At 48.0% G+C, this 21014-nt stretch carries 19 protein-coding genes and 2 pseudogenes; 8 read left to right on the top strand and 13 right to left on the bottom strand.

The window, feature by feature from the left end; translation table 11 throughout:
* Positions 1–115: pseudogene (locus tag JGK39_RS03235) on the top strand (ISKra4 family transposase); the annotation flags it as partial.
* Positions 116–234: 119 nt separating this feature from the next.
* On the opposite strand, the gene JGK39_RS03230 reads toward JGK39_RS03235, so the two are convergent.
* Complete coding sequence (locus tag JGK39_RS03230; RefSeq protein ID WP_293251251.1) at positions 235–423, bottom strand: hypothetical protein; 189 nt, start codon at positions 421–423, stop codon at positions 235–237.
* A 173-nt stretch (positions 424–596) separates the two neighbouring features.
* Here JGK39_RS03230 and JGK39_RS03225 point away from each other — a divergent pair, with 173 nt between their 5' ends.
* Together JGK39_RS03225 and ppc are read left to right on the top strand one after the other, a co-directional pair.
* Positions 597–821, top strand: coding sequence for a hypothetical protein (locus JGK39_RS03225; protein WP_293251253.1), 225 nt, complete (start codon positions 597–599; stop codon positions 819–821).
* A 282-nt stretch (positions 822–1103) separates the two neighbouring features.
* Positions 1104–4223, top strand: coding sequence for a phosphoenolpyruvate carboxylase (gene ppc / locus JGK39_RS03220; RefSeq protein WP_293251255.1), 3120 nt, complete (start codon positions 1104–1106; stop codon positions 4221–4223).
* A gap of 315 nt (positions 4224–4538) precedes the next feature.
* Here ppc and JGK39_RS03215 read toward each other — a convergent pair whose 3' ends face one another.
* From JGK39_RS03215 to JGK39_RS03205, 3 genes are all read right to left on the bottom strand, one after another.
* Positions 4539–5105, bottom strand: coding sequence for a diheme cytochrome C (locus JGK39_RS03215; RefSeq protein ID WP_293251257.1), 567 nt, complete (start codon positions 5103–5105; stop codon positions 4539–4541).
* A gap of 73 nt (positions 5106–5178) precedes the next feature.
* Complete coding sequence (locus JGK39_RS03210) at positions 5179–6030, bottom strand: MBL fold metallo-hydrolase (protein ID WP_293251259.1); 852 nt, start codon at positions 6028–6030, stop codon at positions 5179–5181.
* 609 nt (positions 6031–6639) lie between these two features.
* Positions 6640–7152: an inorganic diphosphatase gene (locus JGK39_RS03205; protein WP_293251261.1), complete on the bottom strand. Its 513-nt coding sequence runs from the start codon at positions 7150–7152 to the stop codon at positions 6640–6642.
* Between the two features lie 174 nt (positions 7153–7326).
* Here JGK39_RS03205 and JGK39_RS03200 point away from each other — a divergent pair, with 174 nt between their 5' ends.
* On the top strand, positions 7327–7650 hold the full coding sequence (locus JGK39_RS03200; protein WP_293251263.1) for a hypothetical protein: 324 nt from the start codon (positions 7327–7329) through the stop codon (positions 7648–7650).
* On the opposite strand, the gene JGK39_RS03195 is transcribed toward JGK39_RS03200, so the two are convergent.
* Positions 7626–7754 (bottom strand): hypothetical protein, encoded by a 129-nt coding sequence (locus JGK39_RS03195; protein WP_293251265.1) that lies wholly within the window; start codon positions 7752–7754, stop codon positions 7626–7628. The two genes, JGK39_RS03200 and JGK39_RS03195, sit on opposite strands and share 25 nt — an antisense overlap.
* Positions 7755–8303, bottom strand: a complete 549-nt coding sequence (locus JGK39_RS03190) for an inorganic pyrophosphatase (RefSeq protein WP_293251267.1) — start codon at positions 8301–8303, stop codon at positions 7755–7757. It abuts the gene before it with no gap.
* A gap of 174 nt (positions 8304–8477) precedes the next feature.
* Here JGK39_RS03190 and JGK39_RS03185 point away from each other — a divergent pair, with 174 nt between their 5' ends.
* Complete coding sequence (locus JGK39_RS03185; RefSeq protein WP_293295732.1) at positions 8478–8669, top strand: hypothetical protein; 192 nt, start codon at positions 8478–8480, stop codon at positions 8667–8669.
* A 54-nt stretch (positions 8670–8723) separates the two neighbouring features.
* Here JGK39_RS03185 and JGK39_RS03180 read toward each other — a convergent pair whose 3' ends face one another.
* Together JGK39_RS03180 and recN are read right to left on the bottom strand one after the other, a co-directional pair.
* Complete coding sequence (locus JGK39_RS03180; RefSeq protein WP_293251271.1) at positions 8724–11963, bottom strand: adenylate/guanylate cyclase domain-containing protein; 3240 nt, start codon at positions 11961–11963, stop codon at positions 8724–8726.
* Positions 11964–12690: 727 nt separating this feature from the next.
* The gene (recN, locus tag JGK39_RS03175) at positions 12691–14448 is read right to left on the bottom strand and encodes a DNA repair protein RecN (protein ID WP_293251273.1); all 1758 of its coding nucleotides are present in this window, start codon (positions 14446–14448) and stop codon (positions 12691–12693) included.
* Positions 14449–14460: 12 nt separating this feature from the next.
* On the opposite strand from recN, the gene JGK39_RS03170 reads away from it, so the two are divergent.
* On the top strand, positions 14461–15930 hold the full coding sequence (locus tag JGK39_RS03170; protein ID WP_293251275.1) for a TAXI family TRAP transporter solute-binding subunit: 1470 nt from the start codon (positions 14461–14463) through the stop codon (positions 15928–15930).
* A gap of 89 nt (positions 15931–16019) precedes the next feature.
* On the opposite strand, the pseudogene JGK39_RS03165 reads toward JGK39_RS03170, so the two are convergent.
* The 5 genes and pseudogenes from JGK39_RS03165 to ruvB all read right to left on the bottom strand — a co-directional run.
* Positions 16020–16214: pseudogene (locus JGK39_RS03165) on the bottom strand (PIN domain-containing protein); the annotation flags it as partial.
* A gap of 72 nt (positions 16215–16286) precedes the next feature.
* Positions 16287–17504, bottom strand: coding sequence for a transposase (locus JGK39_RS03160; RefSeq protein ID WP_293251277.1), 1218 nt, complete (start codon positions 17502–17504; stop codon positions 16287–16289).
* 52 nt (positions 17505–17556) lie between these two features.
* Positions 17557–17706, bottom strand: a complete 150-nt coding sequence (locus JGK39_RS03155; protein ID WP_293251279.1) for a hypothetical protein — start codon at positions 17704–17706, stop codon at positions 17557–17559.
* Positions 17693–17905 carry a type II toxin-antitoxin system VapB family antitoxin gene (locus JGK39_RS03150; protein ID WP_293251281.1) on the bottom strand — a complete coding sequence of 71 codons (213 nt, stop codon included), beginning with the start codon at positions 17903–17905 and terminating at the stop codon, positions 17693–17695. Before JGK39_RS03150 ends, JGK39_RS03155 begins: the two co-directional genes overlap by 14 nt.
* Before the next feature lie 229 nt (positions 17906–18134).
* Entirely contained in the window at positions 18135–19235 is a 1101-nt protein-coding gene (gene ruvB / locus JGK39_RS03145) for a Holliday junction branch migration DNA helicase RuvB (RefSeq protein ID WP_293251283.1), read from the bottom strand.
* Positions 19236–19306: 71 nt separating this feature from the next.
* Between ruvB and JGK39_RS03140 the strand changes: the two genes are divergently transcribed.
* Together JGK39_RS03140 and JGK39_RS03135 are read left to right on the top strand one after the other, a co-directional pair.
* On the top strand, positions 19307–19846 hold the full coding sequence (locus tag JGK39_RS03140; protein ID WP_293295734.1) for a hypothetical protein: 540 nt from the start codon (positions 19307–19309) through the stop codon (positions 19844–19846).
* A gap of 326 nt (positions 19847–20172) precedes the next feature.
* Positions 20173–20979 (top strand): ABC transporter permease, encoded by an 807-nt coding sequence (locus tag JGK39_RS03135; protein WP_293183358.1) that lies wholly within the window; start codon positions 20173–20175, stop codon positions 20977–20979.
* The last annotated feature ends 35 nt before the right edge of the window (positions 20980–21014 follow it).

Below are 21014 nucleotides of genomic sequence, written 5' to 3'. Positions count from 1 at the left end.
TGTCAAACAAATAGATAGAAGGTTGAAAATTTCTGGAGCTCAATGGTTGAAAAAAAATGTCAATCAAATGCTAAAACTTCGTTGTGCTTACCTCAACGATCTCTTGGCTATTTGAGGCTTTTGCAAAACCGGGATGCTCCCATCGAACGATCGAACTTTTGTATACGGGACTTTACGGGCGATCGATGCGGAGGGCGATCGACTTTATGAGCGATCGAATCATTGTCGATAGTTTTACACCCTGTGGGCGATCGTACACCGGGTAAAATTTCCTTTGGGCCGATCGACTTTGGGGGCGAGTTGTTTTGTGCGATCGACTTGGAGGGCGATCGAACTTTTAGACATATCTTCGATCGGGCGATCGAGCTTTTGTACACTGGACTTTACGGGCGATCGATGCGGAGGGCGATTGAGCCATCTCATTTTTGTGTAACATCCTTCAGGGGATTTCGACACGCAGCTCTGTAGGAGCGTGCGATCGACACGGCACTAATTCTTGGAAGAACACCAGAGCTTGCTCCAATCTAGGATACAACGAGGCATATTACCCGCCCTAGCCTGTAAACTAGGGATAACAGAATACGCAGGAAGGATTTATGTCCTCGGAAAACCAAGACTTGCCCAAGAATCAAACACCTCACAGTCCAAAGTTGCCAGTTCCCTCAGATATTTTATTGAGCTTGGTCGCCTTACCCATGCTGGGCGGTTTGCTGGCGGCAAAAGCTGCTGCTGAGTTTGTGAGTTCGATCGGCATTGAAAGCGAAGAAGTCTTTCGGGGTTCGCGCCTCCCGGTGCTCAACTTTCCTCACTCGCAGGACTAGAAATCTCAAGTCAAGTTCAAAGCCAAATTTTTTGACGAAAAAGCTTGACAGTCGGTAGAATCCGTGCTGTTAAAATTTGTCTTTGCTTCTAGCCTCTCCATCAGTGCCTTCACCGAAAGACGAGCGGGAAGCCCCGTACTCCAAACCATTGTCATCAGTCATCCGCACTCGCAAATCGCAAATTGTATAAGATGTCTCAAATTTGACTGCAAATAAAAGTTTTTTAGGTGAAACTAAACAATACAATTTTCTAGACACCCGCAGCTATTGAGGAACAGCCCGATGAGTTCAGTCCTCCAGTCTTCAGAACAGGCTATTGATACACCATCTATTCCCCATTCTGCCCCTTACTCAAAATCAGACCTGTTTCTGCGCAATCGCCTCAAAGTAGTAGAGGACTTGTGGGAATCGGTGCTGCGACAGGAGTGCGGGCAGGAATTGGTGGATTTGCTCCAACAAATGCGATCGGTCAATTCGGCCGAGGGACAAGCCACTCACTTTCGCGAGTCGAATGTCCTACAGCTAATCGAAAAACTCGATCTCAACGCAGCCATCCGCGCCGCTCGCGCTTTTGCACTGTATTTTCAGTTAATCAACATTGTCGAACAGCACTACGAACAGCGAGACCAGCAGCTAGCTTACATTGGCAGCAACGATGCTGGTGGGCGGATGTTTGCTAAGCTGCCGGGACAAGCAACGGATGCGCCCGATCGCCCGCGACACAGGGAAGGCCCCGCCCAAACAGCTCTGAGCAAGATAGACAGCAGCGAGGCGATCGCCAAAGACGCCGGAACATTTCACCAACTGTTCCCGATGCTGCTGCGCTTGAACGTACCCAGCCAGCAAATCCAGCGCTTGATCGATCAGTTAGACATCCGCTTAGTATTCACCGCCCACCCGACAGAAATTGTCCGCAACACGATCCGCACCAAGCAGCGCCGGATGGCGAAGATTCTCCAAAAGCTAGACCAAGTTGACGAGAAATTTCAGGTACTCGGGGCAGACTCAGAAAGCCCCTACCCGGTGTCTTCCTGGGAAGCTGCGACTCTTCAAGAGCAACTCATGGAAGAAATTCGCCTCTGGTGGCGCACTGACGAGCTGCACCAATTCAAACCGACTGTGCTTGACGAGGTGGAGTACACCCTGCACTACTTCGACGAAGTGCTGTTTGATGCGATTCCAGAGCTCTACCAACGCTTAAAGCAAGCGCTCCACGCTTCTTACCCTTACCTGAAACCACCTAGTTACAATTTTTGCAAGTTCGGTTCTTGGGTAGGCTCCGACAGAGATGGCAATCCTTCTGTCACCCCAAAAGTTACTTGGCAAACTGCTTGCTATCAACGCCATTTAGTGCTGTGCAAGTACATCAATGCGGTGAAGCGGTTGAACGAACTTTTGAGTTTGTCGCTGCACTGGAGCGACGTATTGCCGGAATTGCTCGAATCGCTCGATCGCGACAAATCCGAATTTCCCGAGGTTTACGAGCAGTGGGCGATCCGCTACCGTCAAGAGCCCTATCGGTTGAAACTCGCCTACGTACTCCAGCGACTGGAAAATACGCGCGATCGCAACTGGCGCCTCTACAAAGGAGACGAATTGCAGCGGGAGCGCGAAGCCTTGTCGGAACATCCCGGAATGACCGGCCTTTATCGATCGGGAACCGAGTTTTTGACCGAATTGCAGCTCATCGAGCGCAATTTAGTCGAAACCGGTTTGAGCTGTCGGGACTTGGAAAATCTGCTATGTCAAATAGAAATCTACGGATTTAACTTGGCTTACCTAGATATCCGCCAAGAGTCAACAGTACACTCCGACGCTTTGAGCGAAATTGCAGAATACTTGCAAATTTTGCCCAAATCTTACAATGAAATGTCAGAAGGCGATCGAGTGATATGGCTAGCAACAGAATTGCAAACTCGCCGCCCATTAATTCCCGCAGAATTGCCATTTTCTCCCAAAACTTGCGAGACAATTAATACCTTCCGCATATTGCGGCAAATGCACCAGGAGTTCGGCCCGGAAATTTGCGAAACTTACGTCATCAGCATGACCCACCATGTCAGCGATATGCTGGCAGTTTTGCTGTTAGCAAAAGAATCAGGACTTTACGATCCGGCGACAGGAATTAGCAGCATTCAAGTAGTCCCCTTGTTTGAAACGGTGGAAGATTTGAAAAAAGCACCGGAAGTAATGCAGCAGATATTTGAACTGCCACTTTATCGAGCTTTGCTAAGCGGAGGATACGCGCAGGAAGTAGCGGAAAAAGACAAACAAAATCTCCACAGTCCAATCCGAAACCTCAAATTGCAAGAGGTAATGTTGGGCTATTCGGACAGTAATAAAGATTCGGGTTTCCTCAGCAGCAATTGGGAAATTCACAAAGCTCAAAAAGCTTTGCAAATGGTTGCGGAAAAGCACGAAGTAGAATTGCGAATTTTTCACGGCCGTGGCGGTTCAGTAGGGCGCGGAGGCGGGCCTGCTTACAAAGCGATTTTGGCTCAGCCCGGAAAGAGTATCAGCGGGCGAATTAAGATTACGGAACAAGGCGAGGTTTTGGCTTCTAAATATTCTTTGCCGGAGTTAGCGCTTTACAATTTAGAAACCGTGGCGGCTGCGGTAATTCAAGCTAGTTTGCTGCACACTGGTTTCGATGGAATCGACTCTTGGAACGAGATTATGGAAGAGTTATCGGCGAAATCGCGATCGCACTACCGTAATTTAATCTACGAACAGCCGGATTTAGTAGATTTCTTCCACCACGTTACCCCGATTCAAGAAATCAGTCAGTTGCAAATTAGTTCTCGCCCGGCCCGCCGTGGTGGCAAGAAAGACATCAGCGGTTTGCGGGCAATTCCGTGGGTGTTTAGCTGGACTCAAACCCGTGTGTTGTTGCCTTCTTGGTACGGTGTCGGCACAGCTTTACAAGAGTATTTGCTGGAAGAACCGGAAGAACATTTAAAACTTTTGCAGTATTTTTATCTGAAATGGCCATTTTTTAGAATGGTAATTTCCAAGGTAGAAATGACCTTATCTAAGGTGGATTTGCAAATTGCAGAACACTACATGAGGGAATTGGCGTTACCGGCTGACAGAGAGCGTTTTAAGGCTTTGTTCGAGCAAATTGCTGCGGAATTCCACTTGATTCGGGGTTTGGTTTTAACTATTACCGGACACCAGAGTTTGTTGGATGGAGATCCATCGCTTCAGCGCTCTGTGCAGTTGCGAAATGCCACAATTGTGCCTTTGGGTTTGTTGCAGGTTTCGCTGCTGAAACGCTTGCGGCAACACGGTACTGGCGGAGTACCTGGGGTGATTCACTCCCGTTACAGCAAGGGTGAGTTGTTGCGGGGAGCTTTGCTGACGATTAATGGTATTGCAGCCGGGATGCGGAATACGGGCTAAGAAACAGGTTTGTAGTGAGGACTTCAGTCCTTCTTTTCCCGAGGACTAAAGTCCTCACTACAAACTGTATAAAATAGGTTTGTAGTGAGGACTTTAGTCCTAATTTCAGTGGTTTGTCGTAAGGACTTTATTGATAATTTTCCTAAATTTTGAGGACTGAAGTCCAAAGGATCGAACCTAAGGAATGGAAATTAAATAATTTACACAAGCTTGTGGGGTGGGCGTCCCGCCCGCTCTTTCTGGACGGGCGGGCGGGACGCCCACCCCACAATAATTAAAATTGTAAGTTATTTACAGGAGCGAACCTAATCTTCGTTACGGGGAATTTTCCCACTCAGAGGTAAGCTGGCGGAAATTGTATTTAGACGCGCCGGGGTGACAAGTAGCGCAACTGCTGATATTTGCCGGTTGCGGCAGCTTGACTCTGGGGTGCAAAGCTTTGAAATAGCGAGAGGTGGCGACTCGGTAGGCGAGTTCTTGGTCTTTGGCTTGGGGACGCGAAAAAGTTTGCAGGTAGTTCCAGACTAGCAGGCGGGGCGGGTCTACTAGGAGTTTCAGGGTTTGCCCGTAGTGTTGCGAATCTTGCAGCAACCGGCGCCAGGTTTCTGTTGGCAATACTTGCGGCGGTAAACCGATGTGACAGGTGGCGCAGTTTTCTAGGTAGAGTTGCTGTCCGAGTTGGTAGCGTTCGGGGATGCGATCGACAGTGCCATTATCTTCAATAGCAGACACCTGAGCAAGTCGCGCCGGAGTGTTGGAGCCTGCCGTCTGGGCTGCCACCCATCCGCCTCCGGTACAGCAGACAATTATCAACACCAGCAAGGTTGAGTAAAGCCCCCGCAAGGCACGAGAGCGACGCTTGGGGGGGGTTTTGTGGTTCATTTTGGTTCTGCCTTCTGGCTGCTAATTTCTGCGGTCTGGAGGAGTTTTTTCCCAGCCCCCATGGATGGGTTTTTTAGATCACTGGTATGCTCATGCCTTCGCGGGCCAAGCAGCTATTGGCGAAAGCTGCTTGCACGTCTGCTTCAACGCGATCGAGAAAATTGTCGTCGTGACCCGGATCGTGGTGAAACATCACGATCTTTTTGACTCCCGCAGCTTTCGCTATTTCTACTCCGGCTTGCCAAGTTGAGTGTCCCCAACCGACTTTTGGGTTTTTGAAGTCGTAATACTCTTCGTTGGTGTAGTTGGCGTCGTAAATGAGCACGTCTGCGCCGCGAGCTAGGTGTACCACATTTTCGTCCAGCCGATCTGGAAAATGCTCTGTATCGGTGCAGTAGACGGCCGTGTGTCCCTCCCAGGTGACTCGATATCCGATCGCAGTATTGGGGTGATTGAGCAGTGCCGTTTCGATTTTCACATCATCGAGTTCGAGAATATCCCCCGGCGTCAAATCGTTAAATTTGAGGTCTGACTGCATCACCTGGATGGGGACTGGAAAATTGGGGTGGTGCATTTGATCGGCAAGACGCTGTTTGATTGTAGTGCCGTTGGGGGCGATCGCTCCGTAAATGTGAAAGCAGTTCCCGGGGATAAAGGCAGGAGTAAAAAACGGGAATCCTTGAATGTGATCCCAGTGAGTGTGGCTGAAAAACATATGAGCTTCGACCGGCATTTGTCGCAGCAGGTTGAGGCCCAGAACTCGCAGACCAGTGCCGCCGTCAAAAATCAGGCGTTTTTTGCCCAATCGCATTTCTACGCAAGAGGTGTTGCCTCCATAGCGAATTGTTTTGCTGCCGGGGGTGGCGATGCTGCCCCGCACGCCCCAAAACTGAACGACAAACTCGGTCAAAGGACTATTTTCCATACTGGCTTTCCGATCTGAAGGCTGTGGAGTGGTTTGAGAGGGTGCGGAATCTGGCATCTTTTTTAGGTTTGGGCGCAGGAACTTGGGAGTTGAGATCTTAGTGTTTAGTTTTTAGTGTTTTGTTTTTAGCAATCCGTACTATAAAACGCTTTATAGGAAACTATCCGAGTACCCAACCCGGAAATCTAGACTTACCGAACACTTGGGTTGTTAGAAGCCTCAACCTGTGCGCGATCGGTTGCTGTAACAGAGATCGCGCTTTAGAGACCATTTTTGCACCCTGTGGGATCCCTGGCGTGCGGCACTGTCCTGAGATTAAGATAGCGTTGATGTTAGTGTTCGGGTAAACTTTCCTCACAATTAGAACGCATTCGCCCGCTTCCTGAGAATTTGCGCTTAATCTTACTCTATGACTAAGATTTTTTTCAAGATTGTGGCGGGGTGGCTGGTTGAGGAATGCCGTTCCGGTGGCTCGGCATTCACGAATGATTTTACATTCTAGCCACCCCCTCCTCGACTGCACGTCCTAGACGCGGATCGGTTGCATTAAGTTGGGCTTCCTGAATTTTTTGTCGGGTTGCAGTCGAGGATGCAGGCGCAAGGTACTACTTATTTGCGATCGGCTGCGATGCACTTTTCGACTAGCGGCATTACTAGATCGACATCTTGCCAACCCAGAATTTCGGTCACTTTTTTCTCCAAATTTTTGTAGGTTCTAAAAAATTCGGCTATTTCGTCCAAGCGGTGGGGGGCTACGTCTTTGAGGGACTTCACGTGAGCGTAACGGGGGTCTTTGTCGGGAACGCACAGCAGTTTTTCGTCTCTGTCGCCTCCGTCGATCATTTCCAGCATTCCGATCGGACGGGCCGCGATGATGCACCCTGGAAATGTGGGCTCGTCCATCATCACCATGCCGTCGAGGGGGTCGCCGTCATCGGCTAAGGTGTTGGGTATGAAGCCGTAGTCGCAAGGATATTGGACTGAGGCATAGAGCACGCGATCGAGTGCAAAGGCTTGCATCTCTTTATCAAACTCGTATTTGTTTTTGCTACCGGCGGTAATTTCGATCAGGACATTAAGCAGTCCTGGTTTCGGCTGTGCCGGAATTAGCGATAAGTCCACAATTCAATATCTCCAAGTTAACAAGTGATCGGGGTGAATGCGATATCGGTTCTCACGGCCGAACCGTACTTTTTCTAGCCATCGCTGTGCAACCCCCAGACTTGGGCCATGCACAGCCAGTTGCTATAAGTAAAGTTGAGCTTTTCTGAGAACCGCTATAGGTTTTGACTGGGATTGAGACTTGAATCTCAAATTTCCCATTTTCAACTATTAAACCCCTTTGATAGCATTTTAAGAGCGATCGGGCTTTCTCCAAAGCTTTATTATTGCCGAGACATAGATCCTTACCGCACTTTGCTACAAATTTCGACGCTGCCGGCGGATTTTTCAAAAGCGAGCGGCTATTGCACTCGATCGAGAACTCGATCGCTACGTCACGATCTCGAGTCTGATTCCGTCGATGTTTTGATGCGCCCGACTTTATTTGAGCGGAATCGAACTCGCGATCGCCAGGCCGGACTCGAAAGCCAACCTCATGTTTTGGTTGAACTGTGCTGATGTCTGGCAACTTGCCTTCTGAGCCTGTCTCCCTGCTGAATACGATCGGCGCGGCGATCGAGCCTCTGATAAATTGTGTTGAGCGATCGCACGTCATTTGTCATTTAACGTTGAATTTGCTTGTAAATTGACTGTACTACATCTAGCATGGTCAAGAGTTGGTGCCATTCGGGAGCGTCTGGTTGGTAGCTTTTGGCCCGCTGAGTTTTTAAACTCTGGTGCAATAGATTCAGCAGCGCCTCTGGAGACTGAAACGAGTTCTCATCTTCATCTTTTGGGCTGGGGGCTGCATTTTCTTCTATGGTTTCTTTGATGCTTTGTGCCTTATCTGCCAGAGTCAAAGCTCTGCCTGCCATGTTTTCTGGCATTTTTGGCCGTTCCGACAAAGACTGGCGGGTCAGTTCTTCTAGCAGTTGGCGGACTTGAGCCACCCATTCGAGATCGTTTACCGAAAACGAATCAGATTTAAACGCTTGTCCCTGCGGTCTTTGCTGAATGCTTTGTAATTTTTGGAGCAGGGGAAGAGACTTTTGAGTGATGTTTTCGGGGATTCTGGGGATATCTGAGAGCGAGCTGCGGGCAATCTCTAGCAATAGTTGGTAAACCTGATCTACCGACTCAATATCTCCCGATTGCGAATTCCAATTATCCATAACTGATGCTAGTAGTTTTCTATATCTAAGACTAGAACCTTAGCTTTCTGCTGAAAGCAAGCTGCTTTCAGGAGCCGCCAAAGTTATTAAGACTTACGGGCGCGGGGTAAAAAACCCGGTTTTTGAGTGGATGTTAGGTCGCCTTTGCCCCAGATTTTTCTGAGAAACTGGGTAATGCCGGCGCAAGTCCTAATTCTTTTTGAAGCTCTTCTGAAGGTAGAAGTGCTGTGTTTGTTGTCGCCAAACACCGGACAATGCGGGTATCTGGCGGTGGCGAGGCAAGCGAGTCTCTTGTCGGGTTATCTAACAATCATACCTGTTGGAGCTGATTTAAAATTGCCCCAACAGGATATTAAGGTTAATTGATTGGAGGGGAGGTGCACCCCCGATCGCGATCGCCTCCGCGCCCAGGCGCCGCTGCTATTTTTCTGTGAGATTCCACACGCCGTCCCAGTTTAGTACGTCGGGAGGGCTGAGCTTATATAACCCACAGCGATCGACGTGCAGTTTAGCTGCCTTGTTTTTGGGATCAACTTCCAGAACAAGGTTAAATTTGCTTTCTGCGTCTCTAAAAGCTTCCTTGGCTTTTGGTTCTAAGGCTTTTTTAAACTCGCTGAGGATTTTTTTGACGCGATCGAGGCCCAGATTTTCAAATTCCTCATCTAGCATTTCTGCAACTGTCTCCGAGGCCCGACTTTTAATTTTCGCCTGCAATAGCTGCCTGATATCTGCGGGTTTCAGCCTTTTAATTTTGGGATTTGATGCTTCTAAGATGTCTACTTCCAACAGTTTTTTAATCTCGCCCTCCTGCAAGTTTTTGATATCCTCTGCTGATAGCTGCTTGATTTTGGCTTGCAGCAACATTTTTGCTTCATCTTCCGAGAGGTTTTTGATACCTTCCAATTTCAGCAGTTCAATTTCTGGCTGCAACACCTCAATTAGTTTGTCTGCTTCCGACAGATTTTTACGATCGTATTCTGACAGCTTTTTGAGTTGATGTAACAACTTCTTGAGTTCGTGTTCCAACTGTTCCTCGACTGTATAGGAAAGTTTCTTGATTTGTGTATCCGACATCTCCGCCACATTATTTAATATTTTTTTTACCTCCTCATCGGTTAGTTTTTGAGTGACTGGTGTCTTGTAATATTCGCGACCTTCATTGTAAGCTGTGATAGCTTTTTCCTTTTTGGGGTCGAGGTCTTCGCCAATGTCGGAGCAGCCTGCTTTGATGCCGACGAGTTCGTAAATGATCACGGGTTCGCTTTTGCCTTTGACAGTAATAAAGTCTAGTTCTCGCAGGTGGAGCTTATCTTTATACTTTCTGCAAGTATTGTCACTGACAATTAAATCAGTTCCGTACTGCTTGCTTGCGCCTTCTAAGCGAGAGGCGAGGTTTACGCCGTCTCCGATGGAAGTCAATTCCATGCGTTTAGTTGAGCCGATGTTGCCGCTGACCACTTGATCGGAATGTATACCCATGCCAATACTGATGGGTAACTCGTGATTATCTTTGCGAGCTTTATTGAATTCTGCTAGTTTTTTCCGCATTTTCACTGCGGTTTGCATGGCGCACCAGGCATCATCTATGAGGGGCGCTGGAGAGCCAAAAACTGCCATCAGAGCGTCGCCAATGTATTTGTCGAGAGTGCCTCCGTACTCAAATACGACATCTACCATCACTTCAAAATATTTGTTGAGCATCTCCACCACTTCTTCGGCTTGCAATTTTTCCGTAAGTGTGGTGTAGCCACGAATATCTGAGAACAACACCGAAACTTCCTTCCGTTTGCCGCCCAATCCTGTATCCCCTGAAGCTAACAGCGCTTCGGCTACTTCTGGAGTCATGTAACGGTACATCAAGTTTTTGACTTGCTTGGCGCTGCTAATATCTTCCATGACGACTAACGCGCCGTTGACCTTGTTGGGATCGGTAGCGTCAGTCATTGAGTTAATCGAGAGATTGATACTCTGCGATTCTCCTTCACAGGAGAGCAAAACTTGATCGGGGTAATACTGCTGGCGATCTTTCTCGTTTTTGGGAGACAGAGACGCATCGAACCACCTGGGGAAATCGCCTTTTTCTAACTTAATTAACTCCCGCAAAGATTGGCCTTCGGCTAATTCGGCCTCGCTGATACCCAGTAATTTTTGGACACTGGGATTTGTTGCGACTATATTGCCTTTTTTATCTGTAGAAATCACGCCGTTTGTCAGGGCGTGCAGCATATCTTTTTGTCTTTGTTCTTGCTGTTTGACTTCTGCAAACAGTTTGGCGTTTTGCAGCGCCACTCCTGCTTGGATGTTAAACGACTTCATAAAGTCCAGGTCGTTTTTATTGAAACTCGCTTTCCACTGTTCGGGGGCGTTTGGCCAATCTACTGGGTTGTAGGGCGGGAATTCTCCTTGTCGTTTTTTGTTGATTAACTGCGTAACTCCAATCAATTTATTGTCGGAGTTAAACACTGGCATACACAGCATACTGCAAGTGCGGTACCCGGTTTTTTCGTCGGTGTCTCGCGAAGTTTTGGCGCTGGGGTTGTCGTACACGTCAAAGGGAATCAGCAGCGGTTTGCCCGATTCGGCAACACTACCTGCAAAACCTGCTGTTCTGGGTATGGAAATTTTTGTAAGTATGCCTTCTTTGTTGGGGAGTTTCGTCCACAGTACATCTCTATCTTCGTCGATCAGCCACAGGGTGCTGCGATCGGCATTCATGAGTTCTTTGGCCTGATCCATCACCCTTTTGAGGGTATCTTCTAAGTCGAGACTGCTCTTAGAAAGAGCGTTGACGGCATTCATCAGCGCCGTGGCGGCCCGCTGTCTCTGAGTTGCTGCGTAGAAAGATTTGGAGGATTCGAGAATTAGGCGAATCGAGGGAGCAAATTCATTGAAAACTCGTTCGTCTTCTTCCGTGAATCCACTCTTGTCGATTTGTTCGTGGATAGTAGCGTGATTTTGGTGATCGGGTTTTAGTTTATTAATCAGTTGAACGACTGCTACTAACTCGTTTGTTCCTTCCTTGAGCAGCGGCATTGCCAGCATTGTATAAGTGCGGTAGCCCGTTTTTTCCTCAATTTTTTTGGCGTTAGCCGATCGCGGATCGCTGTAAAAATCGTAAGGGATGTTAACCACTTTTTTTTCAGTGGCTACTTCTCCTGCAATACCCACGTGGGCGGGAACTCTGATTTCTAGGCTTTTGCCATTTTCGTCTTTAGCGACGATCGCCCAGAGTTCATTTTTGTCCTCGTCTAATAAAAATATCGTAGTGCGATCGGCATTGAGCAATTCCCCTGTTTTGAGGGTAATCGACTGCAACATATCGTTGAGGATAGCATCAAATCCCTCGCTCTCCAGGATGTTGTCGAGCATTCCGAGGGTTTGATTGACAACCTTAAGTTTTTCTTCTACTTCCTTAACTGCTGCTACAGAACTTTCCTTATTTAGGTGCGCCAGAATGTTGGTAACTCCTTGGCGCGGGATAATGGCACTGCTGCTAGCAGGGGCCGGGGCAGCCACAGGTTCGGGTTCGGGTTCGGGTTCGGCGGGAGGAGGCGTAGGGGGAGAGTAGGGTTCTTGATGATTATTTTCACTGGTGATAGGAGTGACATCTATCACGTTGTCGAGAGAAGAGTAATTTGTGGAAGATGCAGGAGGATTCATAGACCTTTACAGAAGCTTAAGTGTAAGGGTTAGTCTAAGCTAGGACAGCGGGCAAGTTCATCTTTTGAGTGACAGACCGCACCTGACTCAAGTATGTGTGAAACTTTTCCCAGTTTACAGAAGTCCGGGCCTAGGGCAAGAGAGATGCAGTTGGCATTACTGGTCAACTGCGAGGGAGACGGTAAGGTCACGGTGTGATGGCTGGAATCTTTTGAGAGATTGCGAATGGTGTTTTAATGGTTTATTAAGTGATTTTGGCATTGTGCGCGCCCGGTTGAAGTAGGTTTGCCCTGTCGCAGAGATTGCCCGCAGGAACAGGAATGCGTGTTGCAGGACTGCTAAAAAAGGGATGGCATTCTAGGACTAGGGGCAATTGTGACACCACCAGTTTTTGTTGGTGATGTGTGCCCTTCTGTACACAATTGTGCTTTTTAACTAGAATTTCTGTCAATTTTGCTGCTATGCCCTCGAATCCCTAGACTAAAATCAGGGGGCTGTGAGCTTTTTTTGTAAGATTTGCAGTTGTCCTTTTTAGTGTAACCTCCGGTTCTGGAAAACTCCGCCTTTTGACCCCCCGATCGCCTGGAGGGTCGAAAGACATCTGTGAGGCAGTCGCCGTCGAAGTCGGAAGCCCCCACCATGGGCGCAAGCGTTGGTGGTGGGTAGTTCACGTTAGGTGGATTTACTCACAACACTATTTTTGATTGGCGATTCGGGAGCAATGCTGCTAATTTGAGGGTTTGGCGGACTGACTTTGGCGCAATCCGGCGGCTTCGACGAGCAGTGATTCGGCAAAGGCGATCGCCTCCTGGGCCGATCGACCGCTGGCGAGTTGGGCGAGTTCTTCGCGCCGCTGCTGGCTGTTGAGGGAGTCAACTCTGACTACTGTGCGTTCGCCCGGTGCGGTGTTGGCTGCTTCGCCGATACTTGATTCTGCTGCGATCGTCTGTTTGTTGACGCGAAAATGACAATCGGCCATGGCGGCGATTAGGGGCTGGTGGGTGACGCACAAAACTTGGTGTTTGTCGGAGAGTTGATAGAGCTTTTTGGCGATCGCACCGGCGACTCTCCCGGAGACTCCGGCATCGATTTCGTCAAAAATTAGGGTGCCGGCGCTTTCTATTTGGGAAAAACAGGCTTTGATGGCGAGTAGAAAGCGGCTCATTTCTCCCCCGGAGGCGATCGCCCCCAAAGGTTGCAGCGGTTCCCCCGGGTTGGGGCTGAAACAAAAGGCAATTTGGTCAGCACCGGTGGCGGTTGGGCTACAGGGCGAGATTGCGACTTGAAATTGGACTTTTTCCATCGCTAAGGGCTTAAGTTCTCCCACGAGGTGGGTTTCGAGTTTCAGGGCTGCGGAGCGCCGCAGGATGGTGAGGTGGCTGCAAGCGTCTTTTAATTGCTCTAATGCGGTCTGATATGCGAGTTCTAAGGCTTCCATTGACTCGCCTCCTTCTAAAAGTTCGTTTAGTTCGTTTTGGATGCTGTGGTAGTAGGCGATCGCTTCTGAGAGCTGCCCGTATTTGCGGCAAATTTGTTTGAGTTCGCGAATCCGATCTTCTACTTCTTCGAGTCTTTCGGGATCTGCTTCTAATTGTTCGCCGTAGCTGCTAATTTGGCTGCTGGCTTCTGTGGCTTGAGCTAGGGCGTCGCTGACCATTTCTAAAATTGGTTGCAACTGGACATCGTAGACTACCATGTCGTTTAAAATTTCCTCGGCTTTGCTCAACAAGTCGGCGGCTGAGGCGCTATCGCCGTCGTTTTGGTAAAGGGTCTGGTGAACTCGGTAACTCTGCTGCTGCAATTCGACGACGTGGCCGAGGCGGATTGATTCTTGTTCTAGCTGTTCGAGTTCCCCGCCGTCTTCGATGTGGGCTTCGCTAAGTTCTCGGACTTGGTATTCTAACAAATCCAGTCTTTGCAGCCGCTGTTGTTCCGACTGACGCCTGCGGTTGAGGGCTGTTTTGGCGCTGGCAGCCCCCAGCCACGCGGTGCTGGTTGTCGATCGCGCTTGAGTGAGTTTTTTACCACCGTACAAATCCAGCCATTCTCGCTGGAGAGTTTCTTGGCCGAGGTGGACGGTTTGGCCTTGGGCCGTAATTTCCACAAGCCGATCGCGCAGTTGCTCCATTAACTGGCGGTTGACGAGAATTCCGTTCAAACGCGATCGACTCCGCAAAGCACCGCTAGATACGTTAATTTCCCGGCTGCAAACGGCTAAATTGCCATCTATGGGTTCGATTTCTTGCTCGAAGAGCCACTTGGCGGCGGATGAGTCTAATTCAAAGGTAGCTTCCAATATTGCCCGCGTTGCTCCGGTGCGAATCGATCGGCGATCGACTTTCCCGCCCAAAACTACATCGATCGCATCTAAGATAATCGATTTTCCAGCCCCGGTTTCCCCTGTAAATACGTTCAAACTCGGGCCAAAGTCTAGATCCAGGCGGTCAATTAGGGCAAAGTTTTCTATTCTGAGGGATAGTAACATGGGGAATTGGGAATGGGGAATTGGGAATGGGGAATGGGGCATAGGGAATGGGGAATGGGGCATTGGGAATGGGGCCCGCGCAGGGCATTGACTCCTCCCCTATCGGGCGCGTCGAATTTCCCGAGTCTTCTTTTGATTTTCAACTACAATACTTGTAATTTTGCCATTATCGATCGAGTCTCAACATCAATGCAAAGTAAATTACTGCTGCCCGTTGCTCTCTTAAGCTTTGTCCTGATTGGAGCTTTTGGCTGGAAGCTTCACCAAGACAAGGAGCGAGTCTATCAATTAACACTGGCCACGGGAACAAAAACTGGGAATTATTACCCTTTCGGACAGGCACTTGCTGATGTCGTCGTGAAACACAATCCGCGCATCCGCATTCAAGTTATTGAAACTCAAGGTGCTGAGGAAAATATGCGGAAGCTTGAGTCGAATGAGGCTCAGTTAGCGATCGTACAAAACGATACGGCTGCGGTACCTTCTGCTCGGGTAATAGCTTCGTTGTTTAAGGAAGTTTTTCATTTAATTGTTTCCGAACAGTCGGGAATTAAAAGTATTTCGGATTTAAAAGGCAAACATATTGCACTGATGGCAAGAGGCAGTGGTTCTTACAGTTCTTTTTGGTTGATGAGCGAACATTATGGTTTAAAAGAAACCGATTTTATGTTTACTCCAAATTCTTGGACAGAGGCTAGTAAATTATTTAGTAATGGGGAGGTTGATGCTATTTTCAGGGTACTGCCTCCCGGCAGCGATCTGGTTAGAAACTTGCTGCAAAATACGCAGGGAAAGCTAGTACAGATCGACCAAGGATCTGCCATGAAAATAAAGTTGCCTTATTTGGAAGCCGATATGATTCCTAAGGGTACTTACAAAGCCGATCCGGCTGTTCCCGATGCAGATTTGGCGACCGTGGGAGTGCAGGCTACTCTGTTGGCCCGGAAGGATGTCGATCCGGAGATCGTGCGGGAAATTACGCGAATTTTGTTCGAGTACCGCCGCAATTTGGTAGCTGCTAATTCGCTGGCGGCAATGATTAGTCAGCCTGGAGGAAATGGGGGTTTGGCTTTGCCCCTACATGAGGGCGCTCAGGCTTATTACGATCGCGAAAAGCCGGATTTTTGGGTTGCTAATTCTGATTTTCTGGGTTTATCATTGTCAATCGTAACGCTTTTTGTGTCTTGGCTTTGGCAGTTGCGCTCGCGCTTTTTAGAGAAACAAAAGAATCAAGCAGATCAGTTTAATTTGGCTATTTTAAGTTTGATTCAAAAAATTCGCCAAGCTAAAACTTTGGATGAAATTGATTTATTGCAAGAAGAGTTATTTGAGATTTTTAAGCAGGTGATTGTGGATTTGGATGAAGATCGGATTGATTCTGATTCTTTTCAATCTTTTACTTTTACTTGGGAAACTGCTATAAAAATTGCGCGCGATCGAGAAAAGATTTTGCGGGAGTTGCGGCTGGCTGCGGATAGTTGATGATTGATTATTATGAGCCAGGGATCGAGTAGGTTGCTGCCCAGCACTCTTCAAGCAGCAGTTGCTCATTGGTATTTTGCAGGAAAGACTCAAGGTTGAAAGCGAAGGTGTTGGAGCGATCGCACTTGGGCAATGGTTTCAAAGTCGCGATCGTTGTGAATCAAAAGTAAATTGTTTTCCAGTGCGACTTGAGCAATACAGCAATCGATGGGGCTGCGAACGGTAAGCCCTTGGCGGCGCAAGTCATAGTAAATGCGGGCCGCCGCTTGCCAAGAATGAATTGTGAGTTCAACGTAATCTTGTGTTTCGAGTTGACGTACTCCCCGCCCTAAAAGGGACGGGGATTCTAAATATCACTATTTAGGTTTTCTCTTTCGCGGAGTTCCCTTACTTTTTTCTGCTTCCAAAACCAAGCAGAGGGGAATCTCTCCAGAGACTTCACATTCCGTGCGCCCCACGGTAGTTGCTGATTGTTTAAAAGCAAATTTAAGAATGTTGATGGCTGCGTTTTCGTCTCGATCTGCGATATAGCCACAGTGCGGACACTTGTGAGTTCGGGTACTTAAAGTTTTCACTACTTTTTGTCCGCAATTAGAACAATTCTGGCTTGTATAGCTTGGATTAACAGCGATCACGGGGACACCATAAACTACACCAAAATATTCTAACCACTCTCGGAAACGATACCATGCAGCATCAGATATTGATTTAGCTAGATAGTGGTTTTTAATCATGTTACGCACTTTTAGGTTCTCAATCGCTACTAAGTCGTTAAACCGTATGACGCGCTGGGCTAATTTACATACCCAATCGTTACGTCTGCGCGATACCTTGAGATGCGCTCTACCTAATTTATTTCTAGCTTGGACTCTCTTCTTACTTCCCTTTTGAGTTTTAGATAGACGACGCTGTAGCTTTTTAATCCTACGTTCGTCTTTTCTCAAAAATCTCGGGTTGTCTATTTTTTCACCAAAACTATCGGTGTAGAAATGATTTAAACCTACGTCTAGTCCTATTTGTCTGCCTGTTAATTCTTTCTTTTCCTCCCTTTTGTGGTCGATTAAAAACTGTGCATAATAGCCGTCGTGTCTTCTAACTACTCGAACCCTTTTGATTTGGTTGAGTTGAGAGAAATGCAAGTTTCGACTTCCCCAAAGTTTAAAAGTCCCAGCTTGAAACCCATCGGTGAAAGTTAGATGCCGTCTATCTTCTGAAAGTTTCCAACCCGTTACTTTGTACTCTACAGAGTCTCTAACTTGGGATTTGCGGAATTTAGGGAAACCTTTTTTCCCTGGGACTTTAGCTTTGCAGTTCCGATAAAACCGCTCGATTGATGCCCATGCTCTTTCAACGTGAGCTTGTCGGGCTTGAGAGTTTAATTGCTTAGCCCAAGGGAATTCTGGATGATCGGCTAGCGTTTTGCAGTAGGCATAAGCCTCATTGCGGCTTTTAATTTGATTATCCATCCAAGCACGAATGATAGAATTACGCACAAAACGACCAGTACGAATAGCTGCATCCAGCTTTTCATACTGATTTTGTGTTCCTTCTAATTTGCTTTCGTAGATAATCATTTTATCGTTGATGCCTACGATAATATTATAGCAGGGACTAATTAAAGTCGCCCTAAAAGGGCGAGGCTTTAAACCCCATTTTTTTGGTAAGTCGGATGAGGAAAACTTCACGATCGCCGATCGGAGTTTCAAGCTGTTGGCGAACTTGACCGCTACGATCGCGGAAGACGCCGATCCAAACGGATGTATCAATCAACAACATGACGAGTTTCGCGCAGGGCTTTGTGGTCGAAGTCTGGAGCAAACTGAATTTGTCCCGCGAGGTCTAGCAGGTTTTTCTTGCGGCGCGATCGCACAAGTTCTTGTAAAGCGAGTTTAATCAGTTCTTCTCGAGCGGTGAGATTGGTGAGTAGCAGGGCTTCGTTGAGAAGAGATTCGTCAAGATTCAAGGTGATTTGCATAGGTAGCTATTGGGAAATGAGTTGAAAAAGCAATTGGCTTTAGTATAGTGTAGCTAACTTCCCACCTTTTTGAACTCACCGATCGCCTCTTGCTAGCGCCCTCATAGATAGCTTCCTCGGTGTTCTAGGTTTTGTTAAACGGCATCCTCTCATGAAGGAGTTTTTAAATCGTCCACAGTTTTAATTGCTTGATTTTTTTTGGCAACGCGAAGAAGCGAGAGCGTACAAGTTACAATAATTTAGGTGAGACAAAACCTAGGTGTTTCCAAGCAGCCGCTGTGGCAATTCTGCCCCGACTTGTTCGCTGCAAAAATCCGATTTGCATTAAATAAGGTTCGTACACATCTTCAATTGTTTGAGTGTCTTCTCCTGTAGAAGCTGCGAGGGTTTCTAAACCCACCGGGCCGCCGTTAAAGTTTTCGATCATTGCTGTCAAAAGAGACCGATCTGTCCAATCCAAACCTAGCGGATCGACGTTGAACAATTCGAGGGCGATGGAGGCAACTTCGGCATTGATTGGCTTTAATTTTTTGACTTCGCTGTAGTCTCTGACTCGGCGCAGCAAGCGGTTGGCAATGCGGGGTGTTCCGCGAGCGCGGCGGGCAATTTCTTCGGCTCCTTCTGGGGTAATTTTAGTGTCGAGAACTTGGGCGCTCCTTTGGACAATTTGACTCAGTTCGTCTATTTCGTAGTAGCGCAGTCTTTGGATCAAGCCGAAGCGATCGCGCAATGGAGATGTCAGCGATCCAACTTTTGTGGTTGCGCCTACTAAGGTAAAGGGTTTCAGCGGAATGCTGCGGATTTTGGCGCTTTTTCCTTGACCGATCGTAATATCTAACCGGCAGTCTTCCATCGCTGGATAGAGGATTTCTTCGGTAACTTTAGATAAGCGGTGAATTTCGTCGATAAACAGCACGTCGCCTGCTTTGAGGCTGACGAGCAATCCGACAATATCTCGCGGTTTTTCTAGGGCGGGGGCGGTGGTAATTTTGCATTCTACTTCCATTTCTGCTGCTAGAATTAGCGACATTGTGGTTTTGCCCAATCCCGGTGGCCCGTACAGTAACAGGTGATCCATCGGTTCGCCGCGGGATTTGGCTGCTGCAATTGCGATCGCCAAAACTTCTCTCAAGTCTTTTTGCCCGATGTATTCAGCTAACCGCTGGGGCCGGATTTTGTCTTCTTGTTTGTTGTTGATTTCGTCGGGTAGTTCTTGCGATTCTAGTAGCGATTCCGTCTGGGGTTTGGCGGCTTTTTTCCGGGGGGCCGGGGCTATGTCTTCGGGTAGATTTGGGTCGGGTGGTTGTTGTTTGGAGGAGATAATTGCCATAGTTATTTGCGATCGGGCAATGGGAATTGTTTACAATTGTGAGCGGAATCATTACCAGTATTGAGTTCGCTATGAGTATTCCATCTTCTTTATTAGCCTCGGAAAGCATAACTTTTGAGGGGGCGATCGAGCTGACTCAATCTTTGTTGGCCGAAATTGAGGCCGATCGACTTTCAGAGGCTCTGATCGAGCAAGCAGTGGCCTCTCTGGTGAAAACACAGAACGGTGCTCGGGGGTTTTTTGTTACCTATCTGACGGGTGATGCACAGGTGGCAGATCTGCCGTCACCAGGAGTTATCGAGGCGCTGCGATCGGCTCCTGAGATCGTAGCAGAACTGCTGGTGAAAAATTTAGCGATGTCGTCGGCGATGGTTGTCTATCATTCGCGCCATCAAAGCGAGGAAAGAGCCGCGGGTTCTGCTAGAGTGCAGGGGCGATCGCACAATTTGATTCAAATCCTGCAAATGCCCGCCTGTAAAGCTGTAGCGTCCGAAATGCTGGAAAGTTTGCAGAATGCTAGCGGCGAGTACGAGGAATTTTTTGAGCGGTGGGGCTACGACGACGAGCAAAAACTGGCGATACGTTCAGCAGTGAGTCAGGCGATCGGCTAAAGTAGACCTCTAGCAAAAATAGCTAGGATGGGCTATAGTCCCGCTCAAAAAATTGATTAAAAAGACTTTTGCAATTTTGTCTCTTATTTTCTTCAGTCTGCGGAGGCAGACTTCGTTTGTATAGACGCGGTTTCAACCGCCGAGTCTGATCTTTGGCAGCAGATGCTTGATCAAAGCGGCGGGGCTGTGGAATAATTGCGGTTTAGCAAAAGCTGCACAATCGTAGCTGGAGTTGATTTAGGTGTGAAGGTTAGTGAACGAGGGCGAAAAAATTGCTGAGAACGGTGAAAGGAGTTGCCCAAAAAGCCCGATCGGCTCGCGGCAGGATGCCCGCAAGCAGCCAACGGTGGACGAAGCTGCATCTACTGACAACATTGGTGCGCCGGGACTTGGAAGCTCAATACAAAGGTTCGATTCTGGGCAATTTGTGGCCGCTGCTGAATCAGCTATCGCAATTGGTGATTTACACTTATGTATTCTCGATCGTCCTCAAGGTAAAGCTCCAACTTGCAGGGTTCCCCGAAAACAGTGATATTACCTTTGGAGTCTGGCTGTTTGCAGGTTTATTGCCTTGGAGTGCCTTCACCAGCGGTTTGATTAAATCGGGAGTATCCGTGGTTGGGCAGCCAAATTTAGTCAAAAAAGTGGTATTTCCCCTCGGTTTGCTGCCGCTAGTGCCGATTTTGACAGCTTTTATTGAAAGTTCTCTCGGTTTAGCAGCTTTGATTTTGATCGTAGCAGTGTCCACGCAAAAGCTCAACGCTACTTTATTCTTGCTACCACTGGTTTGGGCGCCTCAGTTGCTGCTAACAGCGGGCTTGGGATATTTGACAGCGGGCTTGACAGTGTTTTTGCGAGACATTCCTCAGACATTAGGTGTTATTCTAAATTTTTGGTTTTATTTGACGCCGATCGTCTATCCAGCATCAATCATCCCCGAAGAATGGCGAGCGTGGATATTTTGGCTCAATCCAATGGCCGCCATCTCCGAGATTTACCGAGATCTGATACTGCTTGGAGAAGTCAAGCATTGGGGTGAATGGGGTGTCGCCACGCTGATTTCTGCTGCTATATTTTGTGCAGGTTTTGCAGTTTACCGCCGTTTGCGCCCCGCTTTTGCTGACGTGCTTTGACAGTTGACAGTTGACAGTTGACAGTTGACAGTTGA

Source organism: Microcoleus sp. PH2017_12_PCY_D_A (assembly GCF_020738565.1).
Classification (GTDB): domain Bacteria; phylum Cyanobacteriota; class Cyanobacteriia; order Cyanobacteriales; family Microcoleaceae; genus Microcoleus.
This window is presented reverse-complemented; position numbering and strand designations above follow the sequence as displayed.